Consider the following 24,898-nt stretch of genomic DNA (forward strand, 5'->3'; position numbering starts at 1 on the left):
TATTGTTTCCTTGGAGTTTACAAGCTTGGGCTGACACTAGCATTGCGGAAACTTTTGCTCAATAACTTCTTTGTATATAGAAGGTTAGGTAGGTAGCTATGGCAAATATCTACTAGTGGTAATGGCTAAGGTTCTGCTTAAGCTAAGATACTATTTTGATGGTGTTGCTCTTTAGCAGATTTACCCTCTAAATAACTCTGCAATATGTGACATTAATCACTCGTGTGGGATGGTGTCTGTACTCTACAATAGCGCCCCTCGTTAGTTAAAACCGTAATCATTAAGTCGTCATCTCCAGAAATATGCTTTCAGGGGGTTAAGTGTGTGTGCCGTAAATTAAAAATTGACGTTGCACCGCTATTTGGGACGCGGGTTGAGTGAAGTTAAAACTGGAAATAATCTATTTATGAGTACGCCAAGCAATCAACAACATGCTTCAACTAATGAAGAGCCCGCAGAAGCTTGTGCTTCTGCCCAACCTACACGTGGTGGGTTGTTAGAGCGCTTTTTTAAATTATCAGCCCACAACACCACAGTTTCAACTGAGGTGATTGCCGGTATCACTACCTTTATGACCATGGTGTATATCGTGTTCGTGAATCCGCAAATTTTGTCTGCAGCGGGTATGGATGCAAGCGCAGTATTTGTGGTCACCTGTATGATCAGCGCCATTGGCTGTATCGCCATGGGCTTAATTGCTAACTTACCTATCGCACTTGCACCAGCAATGGGGCTTAACGCTTTCTTTGCCTTCTCTGTAGTAGTGGGGATGGGCGTAAGCTGGCAAATTGGTATGGGCACCATTTTTTGGGGCGCAGTCTGTTTTGCGATTGTATCGTTACTTGGGATCCGCTCTTGGATCTTAACTAATATTCCAAAATGTCTACGCATCGGTATTCCAAGTGGTATTGGTTTACTTATCGCTATGGTCGGCTTTAGTAACGCAGGTATTGTAGTGGCAAGCCCGGCAACCATGATTACCGTAGGTGACTTAAGCTCGCTAGAATGTGTACTCGGCGCGTTAGGCTTCTTTATTATCGTCATTTTAGCGTCTCGCGGTATTCATTCTGCAGTGTTAGTGTCGATTGCTATCGTGACGGCTATCGCGGCCTTAATGGGCGATATCGAGTACACAGGTATAGTGTCTATGCCTCCAAGCATTGCTAATACTTTTGGTGAGTTAGACTTAGCTGGATCGCTCGATGTAGCACTAATGGGGGTGATCTTCTCATTTGCCTTAGTGAGTCTATTTGATAGTTCTGGCACCATGATTGGTGTCACTGAAAAGTGTGGCTTTACCGATAAACGCGGCCGCTTCCCACGTATGAAGCAAGCCTTGATGACAGACTCTGCAACCTCCGTTGTGGGTGCTTATATGGGCACATCGACTGTTACCGCTTACATTGAAAGCTCGGCTGGTGTTGCTGCTGGTGGCCGTACAGGTCTAACCGCAATCGTTGCCGGTTTACTGTTTATCTTGGTGATCTTTTTCTCGCCACTTGCAGCCATGGTACCGGGGTATGCGGTTGCTGGCGCGCTGGTTTATGTGGGTATTTTGATGTCTTCAGAGCTGGCTAAAATTGATGGTAAAGACTTAACAGAGTCGGCTCCAGCCTTTATTACCGCAGTGATGATGCCGTTTACCTTCTCTATTACCGAAGGCGTAGCAGCAGGCTTTATCACTTACTGTGTACTAAAAGCAGGCACTAACCGCTGGCGTGAAATTCACCCTGGCGTGGCGTTAGTTGCACTGCTGTTTATTTTCAAATTTGCTTTTGTGGATGGTCACTAGTGATGGCGTTTTTAATTTAAGTATTGATTAACGCTAAACTAAAAAAGGCTCTGGAGGGTTACCTTCAGAGCCTTTTTTATGACTTGATTTTGGAAATTTAGTCGTCTATTTCTCTAGTACCTGCTGACCTTTAACCCATACTTTACGAATGTTTTGACGGCTATTAAGCGTGATGATTTTCTCTAGCTTATCTTTGGCGCTGTCCATCTCATCAACAATGAAGATATTGCTGTCAGCCACGCTGGTATCAACCACTAAGGCATCAAACTCAAAACCAGCTTGGAACAAACCGACCTTGGCATCAATGGCTTGGCCGCCGCCAACCGTTGCCATCCAGTAAGACTCTAAGAATGAAATACGCGAGCCGCTTTCACCACGAGTATCTGCTGGTAAGTAGGTTGATGTACCATCTTCACGCACTCGCGAGTGGTTTACTGCGTCTAGACAAGTATGGAAAATAGATGGAATTGGCGCGCCTGCTAAGTCGCTACCTAGGCCACACTTCAGCTCGTTATCTAAAATTTCGCGGGTCTGCATTGCCGCATTGGCAAAATACATATTCGATAGTGGGCAGTGAGCAATACTTGCTCCCGTTGCTTTGATCACCTTGTGATCATTCGGCGTTAAGAATATCGAGTGCGCCAAAATTGTCTTGTTGGTCATTAAGCCAAAGTCGCTATAGATCTCAACGTCAGTCTTACCATACATCTGTTGGCTGTAATCTCGCGCCCAATCACTTTCTGAGCAGTGTGTCTGCACATGGCATTGATACTTTTGTACCAGCTCACCTAAGCCCTGTAGCATTTCGCTGGTGCAACTTGGCACGAAGCGTGGAGTGACCACTGGTGACACTAAGTTATGTTCGTTGCCTTTGAGCGCCTGTACTTGCTTGATAAAGTCTTCGGTCTCGATTAGGGCATCGCTTGTTGAGGCTTCAATGTAAAATGGTGGGCATTGGCTGGCCTCATCCATGTTCACTTTACCGACAAAGCCCCGTTGACCTTGCTTTAAACATTCGCGAGCTAATTCCACCGAAGTGTCTTTATGAATGGTGGCAAAATACACGGCGCTGGTAGTGCCGTTGGCGAGTAATGATTTGACTAACTCGGGATAAATTTTCTTGGCGAAATCCATATCCTCAAACTTAGCTTCTAGCGGGAAGGTATAGTCTTGTAGCCAGTCATATAAAGGCAGATCTAAGCCTTTACCGGCTTGAGGGAATTGCGGTGCATGCACGTGCAAGTCAACCATTCCCGGCATTAGATACTGAGTTGAAGTTAATTCGATGAGTTGATTAGTGTTAGATAGTTCACCGATATGTTGTTGGTAATCGGCATCTTTTTCAGTTAAAACAGACGTAATAGACCCGCTATTATCAACGAGTACTAAAGCCTTTGCAGCATACTCAAAATCACCTTTCACAGGACAATGAAAATACTGCCCCAATACACCAAACTTAATTTCAGACATCGAGATTTATCCATCTTATAAATTGTAGGGTTATTCCGGCGGAGTATTACATGAGCTCAGTCAAATTTAATAAAATAAGCTGTGATTTGTGACCAAGCTAATAGACTAAATAAGCACCTGCTTAATTTGCGCGCATACGTCTATATTGATTGCTATTAAATCGGCTGTTTCGATATTTACCCTTGTTGAAAATAGCAGTGCAGCCTTTTAATCCTTAGCTATGATCTGTAAAGTACGCCGCATAATGTGCTTAGGGCTAATGGGCCCTAATGCTGGGTAAAGAGATAAGAGTATTAAAGATGAGTGACGAGCAAAAAGTTATCGATAATTTGGATGACCTAAGACGTTTATTAGTGTCGATTGAAACTGGTGGTTTAGGCCTAGAAGGCGTAGCTGGTGTTGGTATGGCAACCAATAATGCTGATGGTCGTCACTTTGTTGCTGTGTTTGATAATAATCATAAGTTGTTACACGCTCGCTGGGTAACCGATGAAGTGTATGAGACTGGCAAAGAGATGGTTCGTGACGGCGTGACAGGCAAACACTAAACTTATCGTCATAGTGAACACTATTGAAGCCCAAGCAAATTAGTTTGGGCTTTTTTGTAGCTATCAGCAGGTGCAAAGCATGAGATTTTAATTTTGCTCGCAGTCTTTAAGCCTAGATTGGATTACACTTTAACGCTATTTCGTAGTTAGAAACCTTCCCTACAAAACCGTATTAACTGCGTTTCATTAGAAATGTATATTAAATGAAAATTAAAAAGGTATTTGCAATGCAAACCGCTGAACACTTTATTCAACACCTAGAATTAGAACAACATGTTGAAGGTGGCTATTTCCGCTCTTCATATCGCTCAGAACAAGCGTTCGACGATACGCGTGCGCTTTGGACCAGTATCTACTTCTTGCTGCGCACCGGAGAAGTGTCTAATTTTCATCGTTTAACCGCCGATGAGATGTGGTATTTCCATGCGGGTGAGTCACTGACCATTTATATGATTGATGAGCAAGGCGAGCTGACCACCGCGCAATTAGGTTTAGATTTAGCCGCAGGTGAGCGGCCACAGTTTTTAGTACCCAAAGGTTGCATCTTTGGCTCGGCGATGAATAAGTCTGGTTTTTCGTTAGTGGGGTGTATGGTGTCGCCAGGTTTTACCTTTGATGACTTTGAGCTGTTTAGCCAAGAAACCTTGTTAGCTGAATATCCGCAGCATGAAGAGGTGATTAAGCATTTAAGCCGCTGTGGTGTCGGTAGTTAGTCATTTATAGGTTAGTGAATGCGATAAAAAAGCGCTAGAGGGGTTCTACTAGCGCTTTTGATAATTTGTGACTCTATATTGATTACGGTTTTTTATTGAGCACTACATCGATATCGGCAGCGCTATGGCGCTCACTCAGTTGTTCCCACTCTTCTCCCCACGAGCGGTTAACGATACGGCCGCGCTTAACTGCGTCACGCTCGCCAATCTGTTTTGCCCAGCGCTGCAAGTGTTTGTAGCTTGATACATCTAAAAACTCTGCGGCATCATATAAGTTACCTAGGACTAAGTTGCCGTACCAAGACCAGATGGCTATGTCGGCGATACTGTATTCACAGCCGCCAATATACTCATTGGCTGCCAGTTGCTTATCGAGAACATCGAGTTGGCGCTTAGTTTCCATGGTAAAGCGGTTAATGGGATATTCGAATTTTTCTGGTGCGTAGGCGTAGAAGTGACCGAAACCACCGCCAAGATAAGGCGCTGAACCTTGTAGCCAGAATAGCCAATTCAGCACTTGGGTTTTAGCGGCAATTTCTGTCGGTAGGAAGTGGCCAAACTTTTCGGCTAAATAAAGTAGTATATTACCGGATTCAAATACACGGATTGGTTTATCTGATGAAGTATCAAGTAACGCAGGTATTTTGGAGTTTGGATTTATATCGACAAACCCTGAGCCGAATTGATCGCCCTCACCAATATTAATTAAGTACGCATCATATTCAGCTGCCGTCACGCCCTTAGCAAGTAGCTCCTCTAGCATGATAGTGACTTTTTGGCCGTTAGGGGTCGCTAACGAATGTAACTGTAATGAGTGCTTACCGATAGGCAATACTTGCTCATGCCTAGCTCCTGAATCGGGGCGATTTATGCTGGCCCATTCGCCACCATTCTCATTATCCATGGTCCAAACTTTTGCTGGTGTGTATTGGTTTTTCATCATAAATCCTATCGGTAAAAGTTCTGTCAATTAGGGGGCGCTTACCTGCTTATTCATTCAGGTTTAACAATATAGATATCGGGTTAAATTAACTTTTTAAAACCCCTAAATGAATTTTCAGATATAACCCTTTAATCTGGTAGAGATGACTTAGGCATATACGAAAAGGAATAAAAAATGCCAGTCAGAGCACTGACTGGCATTCAAGGTTAGGCTACATGAGTTTGCCTATTACCAGATACGAACGCGTTGATCTTCAGGAAGATACAGTTCATCACCTGGTTTAACGTCAAATGCCTTGTACCAAGCATCGTGGTTACGTGGTGCTTGTGCACGGTAGCGACCTGGAGCATGAGTACCTGCACGTAGCTGGTTTAGCATGCTTTGTTCGGTGCGCTTTTCTTTCCACACTTGCGCCCAAGCTAAGAAGAAGCGTTGATCGCCGGTCACGCCGTCAATCACGGGTGCTTCTTTACCATTTAGGCTCAGCTTATACGCATGATAAGCCATTGATAGACCACCTACGTCACCAATGTTTTCGCCTAGGCTGTTGCGGCCGTTAACGAAGTTTTCAGGGATTGGCTCATACTTGCTGTATTGCGCTGCCAATTGATCGGCTTTAGCTTCAAATGCCGCGCGGTCAGAGTCTGTCCACCAGTTACGCTGAATACCATTAGCGTCAGACTTTGAACCTTGGTCATCAAAACCGTGGCCCATTTCGTGGCCGATAACCGCACCAATACCACCATAGTTAACGGCTGGATCGGCGTTTGGATCGAAGAAAGGTGGTTGCAAGATTGCTGCTGGGAATACAATCTCGTTAAACGAGCTATTGTAGTAAGCATTAACACGCTGTGGTGTCATGCCCCAGCGGTTACGGTCAGTCTTTTTAAGCTCTTTAGCAACGCTATCGGCTTTAAAGAACTGACGTAGGTTTTGAATATTACCAACAAGGTTGTTGTTGGTAAGCTCTACACCATCAAACTCTTGCCATACATCTGGGTAGCCAATCTTAGGATTAAATGCAGCAAGTTTCGCGTGGGCATTAACTTTAGTTTCTGCGCCCATCCAGTCGAGATCATCGATACGCTGGCCCATTGCTGTGCGTAGATTTTCAACCAATTCAGCCATCTGTTGCTTAGAAGACTCTGGGAAGTAACGTGCTACGTATACTTTACCAATAGCAAAGCCTAGAGACTGGGTGCCAGACATTTCAGAGATTGCGCGTTTCCAACGTGGACGAGGCTCCTGCTGGCCACTTAAGGTTTTACCGTAAAAACCAAAGCTTGCAGCGTAGATATCTTCTGACAACAGACCAGCATTATTGCTGACGGTGTGGAAGGTTAGGTAGTCTTGCCAAACATTCAGCGGCTGCTTGTTGACCAAGTCAATCATGGCCTTGACTGGCTCAGGCTGGGAGATGTTTAGTTGGGGAACTTGATAACCCGTTTCTGCAAAGTAAACGTCCCAATCAAAACCTGGATAGTCTTTAGCAAGGTCGGCACGCTTTACTTGATTCAGTGTTAGGTCGCGGTTACGACGCTTTTCACGTGGCCATTGGCCTTCAGCCATCTTAGTCTCAAGCGCAAGAATGGCCTCTGCACGTGCTTGGCCATCTTTAATACCGGCAAATGCTAGCATTTCAGCGATATGAGTGACGTATGCTTCACGAATTTTTACGAATCGCTCTGCATCTTCAAGATAGTAAGAGCGATCAGGAAGACCTAAGCCGCCTGCGCCAATCGACATTTCATATTGGTTAGGGTCTAGACGGTTAAACCACATGCCGCCAGAGATAGGTGATGTAGCACCTGTCAGCCAAGCTGCGCCAAATACTTTGGTTAGGTCATCAGTTGATTTGATAGTGCTGATTTGATCTAGTGTGCCCTGAATTGGAGTGATGCCCAGCTTATTAATGGTATCTGTATCCATGTACGACTGATAAAAATCGGCGATTAACTGCTCTTCAGCGTTTAGGTCGCTGCGGCTGGCGATGTCGTCGATAATTTCTTTAACTTGTTTTTCGCTACGCTCAGCAAGGCCGGTAAATGCACCGAAGCGAGTCTTATCTGCAGGCATAACGTAGTTGTCGTACCAAGTGCCGCTGGCATACATAAAGAAGTCATCACCAGGCTTAACCGCTTCATTACGAGCGCTCAAGTCAACACCAAAGCTACCTAACTCGGCTTTAGTATTGGCGTTTTTAGTGACTTCAGTCTTGGTTTCTTTAGCTTGAGTGTTTACATCTGATGCGCCGCAGCCACCTAAAAAGGTAGTTGCTAGGGCGATAGCTATTAGTGACTTTTTCATTTTTATGCTTTCTTCCTTGTCAAAAGTTTTATCGTTTTAAAACGGATCTTATTATGATTTCTGAGTAAACTTTTTATTATTGTTAACTAAGCTATCTTGTAGAATTGGCATAAAATGTCAACATTTGAATTGTTAGTAAATTTTTAGTTTGAGAGCAGTAGGTATGAACGTTGTAGATAGGGCCATTAGAAAAAATAGCAGCCATAAGGCTGCTATTAATGGTGTTGATAGTGGCGATTAAGCAGTAGCGTGTTTATTCATTTGTTTGGTTTTCTTAGCAAATATGCGGCGATAGAAGGTAACCGAGCTAAATAATAAGATCAGACAGCCAATGACTGAGACAGACGTTATCAAAACCACATAGCTTAATGGCATATTTAACGCATCATGCAGTGGTCTTACAAAGCTAGCCACTTGGCCTGATAGTGTTCTATCACTGTGCTTGAGCGCATCTTTGATAAGTCCTTGTTCAAAGCTCATTGTCATACGGTCAGCTTCTCGTAACCAAACATCATTATGGCTATCAAAACGAATACTGTAATTAAGCTCTGTTAATACTTCACCTTTCTTCACTCGTGGCTTGCTGACTGCAACGAGGTTTGATTCTGGCCAAAGTGATTGCGCTGTTTGTAACTGGCTTTGCCAATTACTTGCTTGACTGACAGGGTAACTGAATTCGGCTTGAGGCTGCTTTAGAGCACCTGTCCATAAACTTTTGTAGGTAATTAAAAAGCCACTAATGCATAAAATAAACAGCGGAATTGAAATAAACAAACCTAGCTGGATGTGGCTTTTCACTAAACTACTTGAGCGGGTATTAGTTGGAATGCTTTGCTTTAATCTAAAGCCTTTACGCACGCGCCACCAAAGGTAGATGCCTACAAGAGTTACTGCACCACCTAGTAGCGATGCCCATGCATTAATGTATTTACCACCAAAGTCTTCTAGTAAGAAGTTACGGTGTAACCAAAATACAGTGCGGTAACCAGGAATATCGCCAAACGAACTGACAGAGAGTTCGTTCATTTCACTATCTAGGGCAATGGTTTTACCGCGAGTGGCCGCTTGGATGTAAGGCGTGTGCTCGGTTGGAAAACGTACCGTGCTCATTTCAGGGTAACGCTCAAATAAGGTTTCAACAGTGTGAGCTTTTTGCTCAATAGATAACGGCGCATATTGCTGACCTTTATCATCGAGTCGCTTAAACATATCAACACTACCTAGGTATACGCCAGTAGTGAGTACAAGCAGCATAGTAATGCTGATGAAAAAACCTACCCAGTTATGAAACCATTTTAAAGCTGATACTGCGGTCATATTTACATTCTCAATGTCAGTCTAGGCAAATGTTGGTCCAAGACAAAAAAGGGCTACCTTAAGCTTGCTACTATAAACATATTGATTTTTATATTATTTTTAGCAAAGGGCATAAGTTAGATAAAACTTGCGAGAATGGTAATCAATCTCACTATCAACTGCAATTAAAGAAGTGTAAAGACACGTGATAGGGTTAACAATTAGGCAAATATAAAGCCCGCAAATAGCGGGCTTTAAAGGTAGTTGATATTGAAATCCGTTTTTTACTGGCTTAAACACTCACCAACTTGCTCCGGATCAAGCTCTGTAGTTCGAATGTAATTACTGCCCATACAAGCCGTGTAGTGGCTAAAAAATTCCCTGAGTTGCTCATTCATCGGGAGCGCTGAGCGCTGTTTAATCATGATGAGTGCATCTTGTAAGCATTGACCCTTAAAAGGCTGCATGCTGATAGCACAGCTTTTTACATCATCAAAGCCTAAGCATTGTTGGTATTTATCTTGTTCACAAAGGTAATATTCACCTCGGGTGATTAACTTTTCGAGCGTTAACCCTTGCTCAATAACCTTACTTTTTTGGCCCATAGTACTGGGCTTCTCATCCATATTTACTAGCATAAAAGACTTCTTAGCAACGACGGAATCACGATAAAGGATCTCTAATGTCCAACGGCCCGTGACAAGCTCATGAGGCTCGCCGAAATACCACATGGCTAAGTTTTTATCATGCTTAAACATGGTGTCGGTCCAACTGGAGCTAGTAAAGCCTTTGCCACTCTTAGGATCGATAATTTCAGGGTGAGTCATACGCACAGTTATTGGGAACTGACTTTGATTCTTAATAACCGGATCAATTTGACCTTGAGCATTTTTCGGTAAGCTTACTGAATATCTATAGCCTATATATTGACCTAAGGTTGGCGTAACTAATTGACTGCTTGTCACATCATATTTAGTGCCTTTTTGGCTAATAGTGCCGGCCTCTATAATGCTCACTCTTGGCGAGATTAAATTGGATAGTGATTGTTGTTCATGGGGAGCTTTATTGCTGATATCTAACGGCGTGCCTTCAATTGAGATGACTTGCGGCAAATGCTCCTCATTGACGATTAGCTGCTGTAGTGGGTTATTGAATGCAATAACTTTTTGTAGCTGAGTAAAAGAGGAGATATCTAAGTTGGTGATGCGATTGCTATTAAGCTCAACTTCTTTTAAAGGAGAGTTCGGGTTTAGGTTAAGCTCATCAATTTGATTGTAATCGGCTTTGACTTTGATTAGCAGCGGATTGCGGCTTAGATCCAGTTGCTTGAGTTGATTATTTCTAACCGAAACCACCCTTAGATCTGGATGATGGTCGAGGTTAAGCTCAGTAAGCTGGTTACTTGGTAAGTAGAGGTGATTCAGCTTAGGGTTATGCGACAGGTCAATTTTTTTGAGCGTGCCGACTGAAAGGTTCAATGTCTGTAATTCTGGGTTATTTGATAGATCAATTTCGGTAAGTTGATGGCGGCTTAAGCCAAGATCCCTAAGTTTTGCCTGATGAGAAACATCGATATGAGTCAAAGGTAATTTATAGGCATAAAGACTCTTAAGCTTAGGATTATCACTTACATCAACTTCAGTCATTTGATTGCCTGATATATTGAGCGCGATAAGCTGTGGGTTATTAGATAGATCAATATGAGTAAGCTGGTTATCACCTATGATGAGGCGATCAAGCCCCTCTAGGCTGCTGATATCAATAGACTTTATTTGATTGTCTAATAACACTAGTGCCGTGAGTTCAGGCATATAGCGGATTTCGTCTACATTGGTTATAGCTTGGCTGTTACAGCTAAGTTCAGAGATTTGTGCCAGCTCTTGTATTCCGGTTTGCTGTACGCATCTTGCAAATTGCGGATCGTTAAATTGAACTTCACTCACAAGCTTAGGGGCTTGCGTGAGTGCGCAGCCGCTTAGAGCTAACAGGCTTGAGCCAAGTAAAGCGATGGTTAACTTCGATGATTTCATTTAATACTTTTCCTCTTCGCTTGCTGTTAATTTTCGCTTCTTTAAGTTAGGCCTAATGATTGCGAGCAAGTCTAATTTAACCTATTAGTGGTATATCAACTTAAGGCGGGCAAATTAGCATAAAGCTGTTATTGATAGGGGGAAGTATTTGAATTGCTTGAAGTCGATCGAGTAAATCTGCAGGGCTCATACAATAAATGGAACCCTTAGGTTCCATTTATTGTTTTACGTTGATGAACATTGTGTTGTTACTTGCTTGCGTCGCGAATATCCATAATTGGCATAGCGCCGTCACCCATCATGGTGGTTGGTAGTCTACCGTCCCACGCTTGCGCTTCTGTTAACTTAACAATTAGCGGGTTATTTTTAAGTGCTTTCGCTTTAGCTTCAATCGCTTGTGCTTCCGCTTTACCTTTTAGCAATATTGATTGCGCTTCAGCTTCTGCGACTTTTAAAATCCCTTTTGCGCGAGCATCAGCAGTGTTTACTGCTCGCAGTGCTTCTAAGCGTTGACGCTCAAGCTTGTGTTCCTCTGCGGCTGCTAGGTTCTTCTCAGTTTGCTTGATTTCAATTGAGTTAATGTATTTCTGCGGCAGAATAATATTTTCAATTTGAATGTTATCAACGATAACGGGGAAGCCTTCCATCTCTTCGGCTAAGCGGCGTTCAATACCTTGTATGGCACTGGCTCTATCTTGAATAAGCTGCTCGGCTTCAAATTGTGGAATAGTGTCTTTGGTGGCTGAGCGGAAACGTGGGTCAAGAATACGCTGCTCAAATTGAGTTAAGCCGCCATAGCGCTTAAATAGATCAAGTGCAGCTTCTTTATTTACCGTCCAGTTAACTGAAACCTCAATTGTTACCGGCATTTGCTCTTTAGTGCTAGATGCCATTTTCTCGGCATTCTTTCGAGTGCGCACTTCAATCATTTCGACAGTTTCAATAAATGGGATCTTAAAATGCAAACCTGGATTTTGTTGATCTTTCGCTTCGCCAAAACGTTTAACGACGCCGACATGGCCTTCATTCACGATGAAATAGGAGTTAAAGATAGCGATAATAATTAGGGCAATAGGCAGTAGTTTTGCCACTGAAGCCGATTTGAAAAACTGGCTAAGTTTTGATTTTTCTAGCATTGGAGTGTCCTTTCTAAATATGCGCAGCAAAGATACCAGCAAAGTCACTGCGATGAAATATTTGTTTGTTTTTGGTTGCTTTTGTGTGCATTCGGTTTCTGTTTGGTGTTTGTTTTGTGCGTTGCAATTTTGAGAGTTTTTTTGCTAAACCTTAGTTTTTACAACTTTGAAAGGGGAAGTGGAGCTGGTTTTTAATTTAGTAGTTAAGTCTATGCAGGGCGAAATTATACGACTTTAGGATAGGTTGGGTTAATACTTTGGGGGGATTCAGAGTTTCTTTTCACTACGCATAATCAGTGCCAATTATTTGGCGGCATGCTTTAAGTGCTAATTGCACGAGTGCTGTTCAAAAAAGTGTCATTGGAGTTGATTGCCAACTAAGTACATTAGCTCCAAGTCATGGCAAGCGGGTTTAGCCTGCTACCTCATCATGCGAACCAAGGGAAAGGGTATAGGGATATGAAACACACTAAAATTGCACTGCTGGTCTCATCAGCAATATTTGCATCGACTAGCGCTTACGCAACCGGAAGTACTGATAATACTGCGACAGTAAATCAAGCTGGTGATACTAACCAAGCATACGTATCTCAATCTATCGAAAGCTCGAATAACACTGCAACTGTTGATCAAGTAGGCAACACAAACCAAGCGTCTATTTCACAAACTGAAACCTCTTTCACGACTGCTGATATTGACCAGGTAGGTAATGGTAACCAAGCCAATATCCAGCAGCACGATGAGATTAATACTTCAACGGCTACAGTTGACACTACAGGCGATAACAACTACGCAAGCATCAGGCAGCAACGCGGTACAGAAGAGCAAGCGACTGCAATCATCACCCAAAATGGTGATGCTAACGATGCTAGCATTTTCCAAGACAGTGCTGATGGTTCACTATCTAGCATTACGCAAAACGGTTCTGGTGATACAGCATTTATCAATAACATGGCAACAGATCACGCAAGTGCGACCATCAGCCAAGATATTGGTGGCGGCAACAATGCAACGATTCAGCAAGGCGATGCAGACTTTGCTACTGCAGAGCTAAACCAAACAGGTAGCGCGAACATAGGTGCTATTGACCAATTCACTAATGCTGATGATTTTGATCATAGTTCAGATACCACAACAGCAACCCTTAACCAAACGGGTGCTGGCAACTATGGTTATATTAGCCAAACTGCTATGCAAACTACTGCTAATGTGAATCAAATTGGTGATGCTAACATTGCCAGTGTGTCTCAAGTTGGCGAAGAAGCGGTAGCTAACCTTGATCAAGTTGGAAATAACAACCAAGGCTATATTAACCAGCAAGCTAATGACTCAGTGTCTGCGACACAAACAGGTGATGGTAACAGTCTTTTTGCTAGCCAAACTGGCTCAGAGCATTTAGGTAATTCATTAACCAGTGGTCAAACTGGTAACCTCAACAGCATCAGTGTGACTCAAACTGCTGATGCGGGTACATCTCAAACAGCGATGATTGATCAAATTGGTAATGAAAACCAAGCATCAGTTAATCAGTCTGGTGCAGGACAAACAGCAAATATCACTCAAGCAAGTGATTTAAGCTTTGTTTCGCTAAACCAGCAAGATATAGGCAACAGCGCTACCGTTAATCAGACGGGTACAGCGCAAATGGCAACCATTAGTCAATTTGATGAGTCAAACGTTGCGAACGTGACACAAGGTGGTGCTAATAACCAGCTTACTCTGACTCAAACTGGTAGCGCGAATGGTGCGTCTGTAAGTCAGTTGGGTAACGGCGATGCAGCCATCATTACTCAAGCGGGTGAAAGCAACACTGCTGTTGTTGACCAAGATAGCGAAAGCTATGGCAACAACATTAGTATTAACCAAAACGGTGAGCGTAACTATGCTGCTGCAGGTACACGCTTCGGTGCAGGTAGCCAAATCATCATCGACCAGCAAGGCAGCGATAATGTGATCATGGGTGGTGGTAATACGCCAAGTAACTACGGTGATACTGTGGGTGCAGGCACTTGGGGAGCTGATAACTTACTGATGGTTTCGCAAGACGGTACGGGTAACCGCGTTTATGCAGATGCTGCACATGACCAATCGGTTGTTGATATTTCACAAACAGGTGAATTTAACCAAGCATCTGTTGAGTCTTGGTGGGGAGCTGAAAATGATATCACGGTTGCACAAACAGGTGACTCTCATGGTGCTGATGTGTATGTTTATGGTGGCGTAGGCAACCATGTTTCAGTTATGCAATACGATGCAAGCAATGCGGCGGTAGTGAGTTCAGTAGGAAGCAATAATAGCGCGACAATTATTCAAGGCAGCATGCCTCAGTAATGATGTTGATATAATGAAAGGGAGCTTCGGCTCCCTTTTTTATTGTCAGTAATTGACTGACTACTATGCAGTGATTAGGTATGTGTACTGAGGCGATGAAACAATGCGTCTTTTAACTCAGCTCTATCATGTTTTAATTGATGCATGGCATCGTCATCAATGGGCGCGCCTCTTAATTCAAGCTCTCGGATCTCTTTATCCAGCGCATTATAGTGTTTGGTATCTTTTGCAAAGGCATCATCGCTTTGACAAAGCTTAACAATAATATCTTGGTACTCAGGAAACTCATGCATTATTGAGTGATTCTCGCCTAACATATCAACCCCTAAATAGTTAATGAACAGTATTGTTGCTTTGATAAGTAAAGCTAATCGTTGGAATAAATACAAGGTCGAGAATGTAGGTTTCATTATTTCTGTGGCAATTATTGTTTCATCAAGAAGGAAATAGCTGGAGTGATTTAGAGGAGTGACTTAAGTTTGTTTTATGATTAAAAATGCCTGCTGCAGTAAGCCAGGCATTCGCTATATCAGAATGATTACAAAGCACGAATGCGTTTGATTTCTTCAGCATCAATACTGAGAGACGCTAAGAATTTTTGGTGCTCTTTTGGCTCAAGCTTTTCAAATGTTTGATGCCAGCACACCATTGCCTCTTCTTAAAATCCAGCTTCAAGCATAATCTCTACCCAAGGTTGTTTATTTACCATTTCGTTCTCCAATAAATCAGGGGCTTTCAATAAGATGACGATTGCCCGCTGTTGTCTTATACCAATCAGTATAAGAATTTGACCGGCTCAGAGCGGTTTTTGGCAAACTAATTCAAGGCGAATAGCTGCAATAATGGTTATTTCCTTATAAAGCTATTCAACGCAGGAGTAGGAAGCCAAAAACGCTCCAGAATGGCGAGTTTTTGCGGCACTGATGCTGTGTTAACGAGCTTAAACGTAGAATAACTATGCTCTTCACTCGTTGCCTTGCCTCAGAGCCGCTAAACTCTCGCTGAGCGACCAAATGTTTATACTGATTGGTATTAGTTTGGCAACCTCTTGCTCGAGTTGATTAAAGTGTTCTTTTAATAGCTGAGGTTGCTCAAGTGCGTTCTCTCCGTTAAGTAAGGTTGCAATATTGGCTACTGATAACCCATATGCACGATACGACACTATCGCAGCTAACTTTTTATCTTCAGCCTCACCATAATATCGATAACCATTATCTGCTCGTAAAGCTGGAGTCAGCAGCCCCTCTTTCTCATAATAGAGCAGAGTGGTTCGCGAGATATTGGCGCGTTTTGCAAGTTGGGTAACGGTATACATATTTCATCCTAGCCTTGACGACAGCGTGGAGTTTCAAGCCTATACCTATAGACAGGTCAACAGAATAATGATTACGGTTAAGCATTGCTTGTACCAAGTCTTTTGCTTTGAGTATTTGAGATATAGCCAACCATAATCACAAGCAGCCCAATTGCAAAGCTGTTGGTAAGCAAAAGTATTTGGCTTACTTGCGTTGTTGAGCCGATGGCTAACGTTGATATTATCGGCAGTTCTTTGAGGACAAATTGCAGCAAGATAAAGCTTAAAAGCAGGGCGTAAACAAAGTGACGACCATGCCCAAGTTTAGCTAAGAGAGCAATTGATATAGAAAATAAGATGACATATTTAGGTAGGCTGAACCAAAACATGCTAATAAGGTCATCAAGTTCATAGGGTAATTGAGTTAGCAGCTCTTTATATTGCTTTATTAAGGTTAAGCTCCAGTCCATATACCTGTCAGGTACGTAAAACTGGGTAATGCTAAAGGCGATGACTATTGCACTGAGCATGACAATATTTTGTTGGTAATTGATTTTTGCAGCCAAGCGTCGCCATGAATGTTTTAGCCCTGCAACGGCTAAAACAGCAATCATGAGTTCAGTAAGGCTATTGATAACCCATATTGGCCAATAGCGATAACTGGCACTGACAGGTTCTGCTAGTGGTGTGCTTAGCGTTAGCACGGCTGATAATATAGATAGCAGTACAAACAGCAGCAAAACTGAAATCATAAAAGGCAGGGATATGTTTTTCGTTTCTGCGACAACACAGTAGCTAGCAAAAAACGCATAGATAGAGAGTAAGAAGAAGCAAAACCTCTGATTTTGATCTTGCAGGTAAGCATTGTTGGCATAATCCGCAGGAATGCTGGCACCAAAAAAATAAAGCTGCTCCGGAAAAAGTAATATTATCGCGGCCTTGAGCGCCACAAGGGCAAGGCTAATTAGCCCTGCAAGTGATAAGCAATGGGTATTTGATAGTCGGGAAAGCACTGATTATTAATCCATTAATATCTGTATTGGAATTGGATCCTATTCTAAAGATACGCTGACGTAAAATATCATGCTTAATCAATAGCACTTTTGCTTATAAGAAGGCTGCACCACTTCTACTTTTCAAAGTGATTTACAGTCTAGATTTGCTGAGTGATAGTTGTTAACCCATAGAGCTCGGAGCAAGAGTATAAACGCCTTGATTAACTGATTTAGATGCTCGCCATCGCTCGGCTAAATAAAATATCGCAGGGCAGTAAATTAAGATGGTGGCAAGAGAGAATAGAGTGCCAAAACTTAAACTTATCACCATAGGAATAAGGTATTGCGCTTGCACTGAGGTTTCAAATAGCATCGGGGCTAACCCTACTGTGGTTGTAACCGCTGTGATTGTTACCGGCCTAAAGCGCGCAAGGCTGGCTTGCAAAATCGCATCAATAATAGCTAAACCAAGTAGCTGACGTTTTTTGATTTCCAGTAACAACACAAATGAGCCATTAACCACGAGTCCCGATAGCGCAATCATGCCAAATAGGCTCATCACGCTAAAGCTATGCCCCAGCACTATATGGCCGAGCATCGCAGCGGCTAAACACAGCGGAATGACACTAAGAACGAGTAACGCATCTAAGCCATTTTTAAAATAAATCGCTAAAAAAGCGAACACAAGAAATAGCGCTAATACAATGCCACTTGTTAGATTGGCACTTACTTTTCGCTCTGCTCTGGCACTACCACCTAGCTCTAAGGCTACATTTGGGTACTGCTGAGCAATACTGGGCAAAACCTGTTCATCAATTTGCTTTACGAGTAATGACACATTGGCTTGGCTTCGAATAACGCTGGCGCTGACTTCGACTTGCTCAACCCCGTCTACACGCTCAATTTGTGCCTGTGAATACTCAGGCTTAATTGTTGCGACTTGCCCTAGTAGGACCTGTTGCCCTGATGGTGACACTATCAATAAGTCAGCTAACGTATTGGCTTTATATTGTTCACGCTTATCGCGCATGACTCGTACTTTTAACTCTTCGCCAGCTTGTATTTGGCGGCTGACTTCTTTGCCGTACAAGCTGTTGCGTACTATCGAACCCAAATTATCGCTGCTAAAGCCCATTAATAAGCCTCGTTGATTAACGGTGAGGGTGTACTCGCGTTGGGCATCGATTAATCCGCTATCGATGTCAGTGATCCCTTGTAAAGATTGCAGCTTGTCCATGAGGGTATAAGTTGCAGCCTGCAGAGCTTCACTGTCGATACTAGCAAGTTCAATTGATATTTCTTTTCCGCCGCCAGGGCCGACTTCAAAATCAAAGAAAAGTGATTTTACGCCAGCGACTTCACCTATCTCCTGTCGCCAATTATCGACTAATTGCCTCGCGCTATATTGGCGCTGTTCTTCAGCTGGAATTTGGAAGGTACTTGAGCCCGCGCTGCCTTCAATCGACAACATGATATGTTTATAATTGCCTGGCTCCTTTAGGCGAATAAAGGCACGTATACCTGCAGCTTCAATATCCTGCATTATTCGCTTTTTATCGGTAAGCGAGCTACCAGCAATAAACTCAACCTCAACATCGATTCGCTCAGACTCTACTTTAGGCACAAAACTGCTATCCACTCGCCCTGAGCCTACCCATGTAAAGACGATAAGGCTCGCAGCAATAAAAACCGCGATAACGCTCAAAGGGTTTTTCAGTGTCTGATTAAGTAAACGCTTAAAATGGCCGTCACGCAGCTTTTCAAAAGCATTAAAACTGCGCTGCTGTATTTGGGCTAGCTGAGTTAACCTTTTGGGTTTATTTAGTTGTTTTAAATGATACGGAAGAATAAACAAGGCTTCGATTAGTGAGACAAAAAAGATAGCAAAAATAAGTAATGTCATGGGCTTGTACATATTGCCTAGCTCGCCAGTAACAAACAGTAGCGGCATAAAAGCAATAATATTGGTGGCTACAGAAAAGCATACTGGCAGCGCCATCTCATGCCCCCCCTGCTTTAAAGCTTGGTCTATTTCCAGTCCATCATGCACTTTTTGGTAGATGTTCTCGGCCACAATTACCGCGTCATCGACTAAGATCCCAAGGGTGATAATAAAGGCAAATAAGGTCACCATATTCAGCGCAATATTCAGTGTTGGCATAATTGCCAGTGAACCTAATATTGCGATGGGGATCCCCATGCATACCCAAAATGCCAATCGAGTATCAAGAAACAGCGATAGTGCAATAATGACTAAGATTAAACCGATTACGCCATTATCGAGTAACAGTTTGCTGCGTGTTTGATATGCCTGTGCTTGATCTTCTAATATTGTTATTTGGCTCGCTATTGGTAGCTGTGCTTGATATTGCTTGAGATAGCTTTGGAGCTCAGCGCTAAGGGCGATAGGTTTGACATGCTTGCTTTGGTAAATCACCAACATTACAGCCGGTTTGCCGTTAACCAGAAAAGGTTGCTCCGACTGCGAAAATCCCCAACTGACGTTAGCTATTTGCCCTAATGTAAGCTCTGCACCTTGTTGATTACTGTAGATGCTAATTGCACGAAATTCGGCTAATTGTTCTTTACGCCCCAAAGTACGAACAACAATATCACCAGCATGAGTACTTATGCTGCCGGCCGAGGTGTCGCTAACTGAATTTGCAACTTTATCTATGACTTGCGCCAAGCTGAGTTGGTGTTGCTTTAGTTTATCTTGGCTTATTTCTATGACAATTTCGCTGTCTCTAACGCCCTCAAGCTTGATTTGCGCAATATCGAAGTTTGCTAGTAATTCGCGTTTTAACGTAAGGGCTTCATTCTTTAATTCAGTTTCTGTGAGATCGCCATAAATGCCCAGCTCAATTAATGGTTCTAACTCTTCAACAAGGCTAATTTGCATGGGCTCCATGCTGTCTGGAAAGCTGTTAATACTGTCTAAGTCATTTTTAACATCGGCAAGCATGCTGTTGACGTCGACGCCATCATTTAAGCTTATTGTGATTAAGCCTTCTCCTTGAGTAGCACTAGCATGCAGTCTATCAATGCGGGTATTTTCTTTAAGTCGATACTCGATAGGTAATATGATGCTTTGCTCTATTTCTTTGACTGTCGCACCGGGAAAGCTCGCACTAATTTCAATTTCATCAACCTTAAACGAGGGGGAGGTTTCCTGATTTATGTCGTTAAAGCGGTAAACACCCAAAACAATGATCGAAAGAGTCAGCAAATTAACGGCAACAGGGTTATCTATCATCCAAGATAACAATCGTTGAAATATTGGTAGTGCTTGAGTTTGTGTGGTTGTTTGGGGTTGTATCTTTGACATTAGAAGTTCTCCACAATGTTGGCAGTTAAACCAGCTAGTGGACGGTGGAGTTTACTGGTAATCAAATACTCATTTTCCGTAAATACATTGTTGATGACCGCATGGCTTTCATCTTGATGCAGCACATTAATAGCTTTGGCTTGCAAGGTTTTGTTAGGGCCGACGAGCCAAACTTGATCGTTATCTATGGCTGCAAGCGGAATACGTACGGTATCGTTGATAGGTGCAAAAGTGATGTTGGCTTTGACGAAGTCACCAATAATCAATGCGCTGTTTTGCTGCGGTATCGCCTGATATTGGGCGAAGATTTTTTGCAGTTGAGAAGAGGGGTCTAAAATCGGCACGATATGGCTGATTTTTGCATTAAAGCTTTGCCCTGTATCCGGCTGAGTTAAACTAATAGTTTGTCCTAATTGTAACTGTGAAGCCTGCGCCCGAGGTAAATAAATAGGCACTCTCAACTGGCTTATATCGACTAATGTTGCCACTTTATCGCCTTTAGACAGATAGTCGCCTTGGGTCGCGTTTTTAGATTCAACAACATAGCGTTTGTCGCTCAGCCATTGGCTGCGGCTAAGATCTCTTTCTGATATTTTTAGCGCATTATGGGCGATATTGAGCTCAGCTTTCGCTTGGCTTAACTGTGGTTGACGCAGCAGTAAGTCCAGATCGATTTTCCAATCATTATCTTTAAAGTCTTGCTGCATCATTTGGTAATCTTTTTCGGCGATCCGCTGTTCACCTTGCTCCAGTGCTAGTTGCGCTCTGGCCATTTCCCATTGGGCTTGTCGCTGAGATAAAATGGCGTTGAGATCGGCATCATCTTGTCGATAAACCAATTCATCTAAACCAATAATTCCGCCCTCTACAAGATTACTGCTGAGATAAGTAAGTTGACCGTCGACTTGCGCACTTAAGGTTAATTTATTGTCGGCAATAACACTGCCATAGGCGCTATAACTCGGTGTAAAAACACTAGGGGTAATTGTCATAACATTGACGTTAACCGCGGTTTCACCTTGAGGCTTTTCTGCAGGAACCGGCGCTGTGGCAGCAATGGCAAAACAGCTCACAATCGCAATCACAATAATAGACAGCGGCAACCAGGGTTTAAATGTTGAAGGTTCGATTCCTTGCTCTAAGAGCGAACTGTAATGCCGAGTCATAGTGAGGTTACCTAGTTTAAATAAGGGCGTATTAAAAAGCTGAATGTGCTTTAGCTAAAAAGGACTAGCAATGACAGGCCTGCCATCGAAATAGTCAGGCGCAAAGTGTGAATTAGCTAAGCATGAGATGCAGCTTACTAGTGAAGATGTGAAGTTAATGTGTAAGAAATGCTCTTTGTTCAACGGTTATGAATCCATTTACTTAGTCGTAAGTTAAACCCTAAAGCTCAGTTTTACTCGGTTTTTTGCTGATGAAGATGATGCGTATACTGGCGTAATTATGGCCGCGATTACGACTTTCACTATGATATTGGAGTCGGTGTGAAGCATTGCTTTAACTCTATTTTGGATTTAGCCAGACATAGGGTGGAAGTGCGTTTGCTTTATGCTGGCAAGACCTAAAACCGTGCCTCCTTTTTAGTAAAACGCTTAAACATTTTGGCTTTAGTTAGTACTCGTAAAATTAGTAAAATCAGATCGATACCTATTTGGGTGTACCTCTAATTTAGTATTTGATGATGATCTTTATCACAGATATTGATATGGATTTGTAAGCAAAGTGTAATCTTGTTCTGGATCAATTTAATTCAATTGTTTCATTTATATAACTACATGTGAGAATGATGAAACAAAAGGATTACAATAAATGAAAGTTAATGCCCTTACCTTAGCTGTACTCGCAAGCTTAACGTCAACTGCTGTAACTGCAGAAACCGTTGACCCATTAAAGAAAGCTTTTATCGATGACTCGGCTGTAAAAGTGCAGTTCCGCCTTCGTTATGAAGATGTGGATGTTGCTAACCTTGATCAGCAAAATCAAACCACATTACGTACCCGCTTAAATTACCAAACTGGTGATATCTATAACCTATACGCCGTTGCCGAGGTTGATGATGTTCGCTCCACAGATAATGAGCCATTAATTGCAGATTACAAGTATACCCAGATTAACCAAGGCTATATTGGCTATAAAGGCCCTGCAGAAACCTTAGCCTTGCTTGGTCGCCAACGTATTTTACTTGATAACCAACGTTTTGTTGGTGGTGTCGGCTTCCGTCAAAATGAGCAGACTTATGATGCGGTTTCGCTGAAGAATACGGCAATAGAAGGCTTAACGGCTTACTATGCTTATGTGGCGAATGTGAACCGTATTTTCCCTGAAGGCTCTGGTAAAGAAGAACACAAAAACGAAACGAACCTAGTTAACCTTAACTACAAGGCATTAGATTTCGCTAAGATCTCTGGTTACGCTTACTTAATTGATAACATCGATGTGCCGTCTTTCTCAACTGATACTTATGGTATTCGTGCTACCGGTGATATTAAGCTTGATGCGCTGAAGTTAAGCTATGAAGCGGAATATGCACAGCAATCAGAGGGAAGCGATAACCCTGTTAGCTACAGTGCTTCATACTACAAGTTAGGTGCGGGCGTTAATTTTGACTTCATCGGCGCTAAGGTCGGTTATGAAGTGCTGGGTTCTGATGATGGTAAGGCTGGCTTTATCACGCCTCTTGCAACCCTGCATGCCTTTAACGGTTGGACGGATAAGTTCCTATTCGGTGGTAAAGGCAACTGGGAAAATGGTCTAGTAGATACTCATTTCATTGTTACCGCTAAGCTTGCAGGCTTAAAACTGTTGGCTAAGTACCACAAGTTTGATTCTGACTATGGCGATATCGACATGGGTAAAGAGTGGGGCGTGGCAGCAACTTACCCGTTTGCCAAGTACTACAGTGTTGGCGTTAAGTATGCCAGCTTTAGTGGTGCGGATGCGGGCTATAGCTTCTCAAGCGATACAGATAAACTGTGGCTAACACTTGAAGCAAAATACTAAATATGCCTGGGCATAAAGCCTAACTGAGTCGTATTGAGCCCACACTTGGGCTCCCCTCAAAGCTCCCCCTTTAAGCAGGATACTTACGTTATTCCTGCTTTTTTTATGGCAGAAACTTGAGAGGAATTACCGAGATATTTTTAGCCTAATTGCTAGTCGAAAAGCGATTGAGGGTTTATCTTTTAAGCATAGCACCACAAATGACTCCCCTGTGTTGAACTCGCCTAAAGGGAATAATGGTGCCTTTGAGGAACAATGCTATGCAGATGACTCTGTCTTTTTTAGGTGCGACTCAAGAAGTGACTGGCTCTTGTCACTTACTCACGATTGATGGAAGACAAGTGCTACTCGATTGCGGTTTAATCCAAGGGAGTAAGGCCGACGTGTTGCGTAATCACGAGCCTTTTGCCTTCACGCCATCACAGATCCATGCCGTAGTCTTAAGCCATGCTCATATCGATCACTCCGGTCGACTGCCTTTGTTAGTTAAATCAGGATTTACAGGTCCCATCTATAGCCACAAGGCTACGGTAGAGCTTTGTGGAGTAATGCTCAGAGACGCCGCTATGTTGCAGGCTAGGGATACCGAAAGGCTAAACAAGAAGCGTGCAAAGAGAGACGAACCTTTGTTGGAACCACTATTTGATGAAGCTGATGTTGACCGAGTGATGCAGCAGTTTGTGGCGCTCGATTATGGTGAGAACATGCAGGTAGCCCCTCATCTTAGAGTGTGTCTGTCAGATGCTGGGCATATCTTAGGCTCTGCGGTCGTTGAGCTTTGGTTAGGGGAGGGCGATGAAACTAAGAAGCTGGTATTTAGTGGCGATCTTGGCCGTGAGGGGATGCCGATCTTGGATGATCCCACATTCATCAATAGCGCAGATCTGGTGTTGATGGAGAGTACCTATGGTGACAGATTACATCGCAGTTGGGGTGATACTCTTGAGGAATTGAAATCGATATTTGCCCGCACCATAGAGCAGAGTCGAGGCAATATTTTGTTGCCTGCTTTTTCGGTTGGCCGAGCGCAGGAGCTACTCTATCTGTTTCATCTTTACGCTAAGGAGTGGGATCTCTCCCGTTGGCGGATCTGTTTAGATAGCCCTATGGCAATCAAAGCGACCCAGATCTATGTCGAAAACTATGGCCTAATGGATGAGGACTTTAAGCGTTTTACTCGTATGTCTCCCGGTAAACATCCGCTGCTTTCTAACGTAGACTTTATTGATACCACTGAGGAGTCAATGGAGCTAAATGATATCCATCAAGGACTGATTATTATTGCTGGCAGTGGTATGTGTAACGGTGGGCGTATTCGTTGCCATTTGGAACATAATTTATCCAATCCGTTATCAGACGTGATTATCTGTGGTTATCAAGCAATAGGGACTCCAGGGCGATTGTTGGTCGATGGCGCTGAGAGCCTGACTATTAGCGGGCAAAGCATTAACGTCGCAGCAAGGTTGCATACTGTTGGTGGGCTTTCGGCTCATGCGGATCAATCTGAGCTATTGCTGTGGTATCAGCACTTTAGTGATTCTCCTCCCCTTGTATTAGTGCACGGAGAAGTGGAAGCGCAAAAGGTGTTATTGGCACAACTTAATACGGATAGCAGCTTAGCGCCGAGAGAAAGTGTGATTGCAGAGCAAGGAAACTGCTTGGATCTTACTCAGCTGCCTCAGTTTGTTTGGTTATAAGTTTGTTCGGTTAGT

Annotated in this window: 17 protein-coding genes; 6 read left to right on the forward strand and 11 right to left on the reverse strand. The window is 43.0% G+C overall.

From position 1 onward, the window contains the following. Positions 1–493 precede the first annotated feature (493 nt). Positions 494–1,792: an NCS2 family permease gene (locus tag K5Q73_RS00810; protein ID WP_220758927.1), complete on the forward strand. Its 1,299-nt coding sequence runs from the start codon at positions 494–496 to the stop codon at positions 1,790–1,792. Between the two features lie 105 nt (positions 1,793–1,897). Here K5Q73_RS00810 and guaD read toward each other — a convergent pair whose 3' ends face one another. Further along, on the reverse strand, positions 1,898–3,262 hold the full coding sequence (guaD, locus tag K5Q73_RS00815; RefSeq protein WP_220758614.1) for a guanine deaminase: 1,365 nt from the start codon (positions 3,260–3,262) through the stop codon (positions 1,898–1,900). A 299-nt stretch (positions 3,263–3,561) separates the two neighbouring features. Between guaD and K5Q73_RS00820 the strand changes: the two genes are divergently transcribed. Together K5Q73_RS00820 and K5Q73_RS00825 are read left to right on the forward strand one after the other, a co-directional pair. Then, complete coding sequence (locus tag K5Q73_RS00820; RefSeq protein ID WP_220758613.1) at positions 3,562–3,810, forward strand: hypothetical protein; 249 nt, start codon at positions 3,562–3,564, stop codon at positions 3,808–3,810. 227 nt (positions 3,811–4,037) lie between these two features. After that, positions 4,038–4,523 carry a cupin domain-containing protein gene (locus K5Q73_RS00825; RefSeq protein ID WP_220758926.1) on the forward strand — a complete coding sequence of 162 codons (486 nt, stop codon included), beginning with the start codon at positions 4,038–4,040 and terminating at the stop codon, positions 4,521–4,523. 82 nt (positions 4,524–4,605) lie between these two features. Here K5Q73_RS00825 and yghU read toward each other — a convergent pair whose 3' ends face one another. The 5 genes from yghU to K5Q73_RS00850 form a co-directional block, all read right to left on the reverse strand. Then, positions 4,606–5,463 carry a glutathione-dependent disulfide-bond oxidoreductase gene (gene yghU / locus K5Q73_RS00830; RefSeq protein WP_220758612.1) on the reverse strand — a complete coding sequence of 286 codons (858 nt, stop codon included), beginning with the start codon at positions 5,461–5,463 and terminating at the stop codon, positions 4,606–4,608. 231 nt (positions 5,464–5,694) lie between these two features. Continuing rightward, a complete protein-coding gene (locus tag K5Q73_RS00835; RefSeq protein ID WP_220758611.1) occupies positions 5,695–7,773 on the reverse strand; it encodes a M13 family metallopeptidase in 2,079 nt (692 codons plus the stop codon). Between the two features lie 237 nt (positions 7,774–8,010). Beyond that, positions 8,011–9,090, reverse strand: coding sequence for a PepSY domain-containing protein (locus K5Q73_RS00840; RefSeq protein WP_220758610.1), 1,080 nt, complete (start codon positions 9,088–9,090; stop codon positions 8,011–8,013). A gap of 263 nt (positions 9,091–9,353) precedes the next feature. Continuing rightward, positions 9,354–11,099 carry a DUF3859 domain-containing protein gene (locus K5Q73_RS00845; RefSeq protein WP_220758609.1) on the reverse strand — a complete coding sequence of 582 codons (1,746 nt, stop codon included), beginning with the start codon at positions 11,097–11,099 and terminating at the stop codon, positions 9,354–9,356. Positions 11,100–11,347: 248 nt separating this feature from the next. Further along, positions 11,348–12,235: a prohibitin family protein gene (locus K5Q73_RS00850; RefSeq protein ID WP_220758608.1), complete on the reverse strand. Its 888-nt coding sequence runs from the start codon at positions 12,233–12,235 to the stop codon at positions 11,348–11,350. 459 nt (positions 12,236–12,694) lie between these two features. Between K5Q73_RS00850 and K5Q73_RS00855 the strand changes: the two genes are divergently transcribed. After that, complete coding sequence (locus K5Q73_RS00855) at positions 12,695–14,566, forward strand: curlin (protein WP_220758607.1); 1,872 nt, start codon at positions 12,695–12,697, stop codon at positions 14,564–14,566. Between the two features lie 74 nt (positions 14,567–14,640). Here the strand turns inward: K5Q73_RS00855 and K5Q73_RS00860 are convergent, their stop codons facing one another. From K5Q73_RS00860 to K5Q73_RS00880, 5 genes are all read right to left on the reverse strand, one after another. After that, positions 14,641–14,883 carry a YdcH family protein gene (locus K5Q73_RS00860; protein ID WP_220758606.1) on the reverse strand — a complete coding sequence of 81 codons (243 nt, stop codon included), beginning with the start codon at positions 14,881–14,883 and terminating at the stop codon, positions 14,641–14,643. A 647-nt stretch (positions 14,884–15,530) separates the two neighbouring features. Next, entirely contained in the window at positions 15,531–15,881 is a 351-nt protein-coding gene (locus K5Q73_RS00865) for a MerR family transcriptional regulator (RefSeq protein ID WP_220758605.1), read from the reverse strand. 77 nt (positions 15,882–15,958) lie between these two features. After that, entirely contained in the window at positions 15,959–16,873 is a 915-nt protein-coding gene (locus K5Q73_RS00870) for a hypothetical protein (protein WP_220758604.1), read from the reverse strand. A gap of 163 nt (positions 16,874–17,036) precedes the next feature. Then, positions 17,037–20,183 (reverse strand): efflux RND transporter permease subunit, encoded by a 3,147-nt coding sequence (locus tag K5Q73_RS00875; RefSeq protein ID WP_220758603.1) that lies wholly within the window; start codon positions 20,181–20,183, stop codon positions 17,037–17,039. Next, a complete protein-coding gene (locus K5Q73_RS00880; RefSeq protein ID WP_220758602.1) occupies positions 20,183–21,349 on the reverse strand; it encodes an efflux RND transporter periplasmic adaptor subunit in 1,167 nt (388 codons plus the stop codon). The genes K5Q73_RS00875 and K5Q73_RS00880 overlap by 1 nt, the downstream gene beginning before the upstream one ends. A 646-nt stretch (positions 21,350–21,995) precedes the next feature. Between K5Q73_RS00880 and K5Q73_RS00885 the strand changes: the two genes are divergently transcribed. Together K5Q73_RS00885 and K5Q73_RS00890 are read left to right on the forward strand one after the other, a co-directional pair. Beyond that, positions 21,996–23,186, forward strand: coding sequence for an alginate export family protein (locus K5Q73_RS00885; RefSeq protein ID WP_220758601.1), 1,191 nt, complete (start codon positions 21,996–21,998; stop codon positions 23,184–23,186). A 260-nt stretch (positions 23,187–23,446) separates the two neighbouring features. Continuing rightward, the gene (locus tag K5Q73_RS00890) at positions 23,447–24,883 is read left to right on the forward strand and encodes an MBL fold metallo-hydrolase RNA specificity domain-containing protein (protein WP_220758600.1); all 1,437 of its coding nucleotides are present in this window, start codon (positions 23,447–23,449) and stop codon (positions 24,881–24,883) included. Positions 24,884–24,898: the final 15 nt, after the last annotated feature.

The sequence above is a fragment of the Shewanella sp. MBTL60-112-B2 genome (genome assembly GCF_019655055.1).
Lineage (GTDB): Bacteria > Pseudomonadota > Gammaproteobacteria > Enterobacterales > Shewanellaceae > Shewanella.

What these genes read in the sequence shown, in the direction of transcription:
- guaD (WP_220758614.1), bottom strand. Translation starts at nt 3,262, where the DNA reads ATGTCTGAAATTAAGTTTGGTGTATTGGGGCAGTATTTTCATTGTCCT.
- K5Q73_RS00820 (WP_220758613.1), top strand. Translation starts at nt 3,562, where the DNA reads ATGAGTGACGAGCAAAAAGTTATCGATAATTTGGATGACCTAAGACGT.
- K5Q73_RS00825 (WP_220758926.1), top strand. Translation starts at nt 4,038, where the DNA reads ATGCAAACCGCTGAACACTTTATTCAACACCTAGAATTAGAACAACAT.
- yghU (WP_220758612.1), bottom strand. Translation starts at nt 5,463, where the DNA reads ATGAAAAACCAATACACACCAGCAAAAGTTTGGACCATGGATAATGAG.
- K5Q73_RS00835 (WP_220758611.1), bottom strand. Translation starts at nt 7,773, where the DNA reads ATGAAAAAGTCACTAATAGCTATCGCCCTAGCAACTACCTTTTTAGGT.
- K5Q73_RS00840 (WP_220758610.1), bottom strand. Translation starts at nt 9,090, where the DNA reads ATGACCGCAGTATCAGCTTTAAAATGGTTTCATAACTGGGTAGGTTTT.
- K5Q73_RS00845 (WP_220758609.1), bottom strand. Translation starts at nt 11,099, where the DNA reads ATGAAATCATCGAAGTTAACCATCGCTTTACTTGGCTCAAGCCTGTTA.
- K5Q73_RS00850 (WP_220758608.1), bottom strand. Translation starts at nt 12,235, where the DNA reads ATGCTAGAAAAATCAAAACTTAGCCAGTTTTTCAAATCGGCTTCAGTG.
- K5Q73_RS00855 (WP_220758607.1), top strand. Translation starts at nt 12,695, where the DNA reads ATGAAACACACTAAAATTGCACTGCTGGTCTCATCAGCAATATTTGCA.
- K5Q73_RS00860 (WP_220758606.1), bottom strand. Translation starts at nt 14,883, where the DNA reads ATGTTAGGCGAGAATCACTCAATAATGCATGAGTTTCCTGAGTACCAA.
- K5Q73_RS00865 (WP_220758605.1), bottom strand. Translation starts at nt 15,881, where the DNA reads ATGTATACCGTTACCCAACTTGCAAAACGCGCCAATATCTCGCGAACC.
- K5Q73_RS00875 (WP_220758603.1), bottom strand. Translation starts at nt 20,183, where the DNA reads ATGTCAAAGATACAACCCCAAACAACCACACAAACTCAAGCACTACCA.
- K5Q73_RS00880 (WP_220758602.1), bottom strand. Translation starts at nt 21,349, where the DNA reads ATGACTCGGCATTACAGTTCGCTCTTAGAGCAAGGAATCGAACCTTCA.
- K5Q73_RS00885 (WP_220758601.1), top strand. Translation starts at nt 21,996, where the DNA reads ATGAAAGTTAATGCCCTTACCTTAGCTGTACTCGCAAGCTTAACGTCA.
- K5Q73_RS00890 (WP_220758600.1), top strand. Translation starts at nt 23,447, where the DNA reads ATGCAGATGACTCTGTCTTTTTTAGGTGCGACTCAAGAAGTGACTGGC.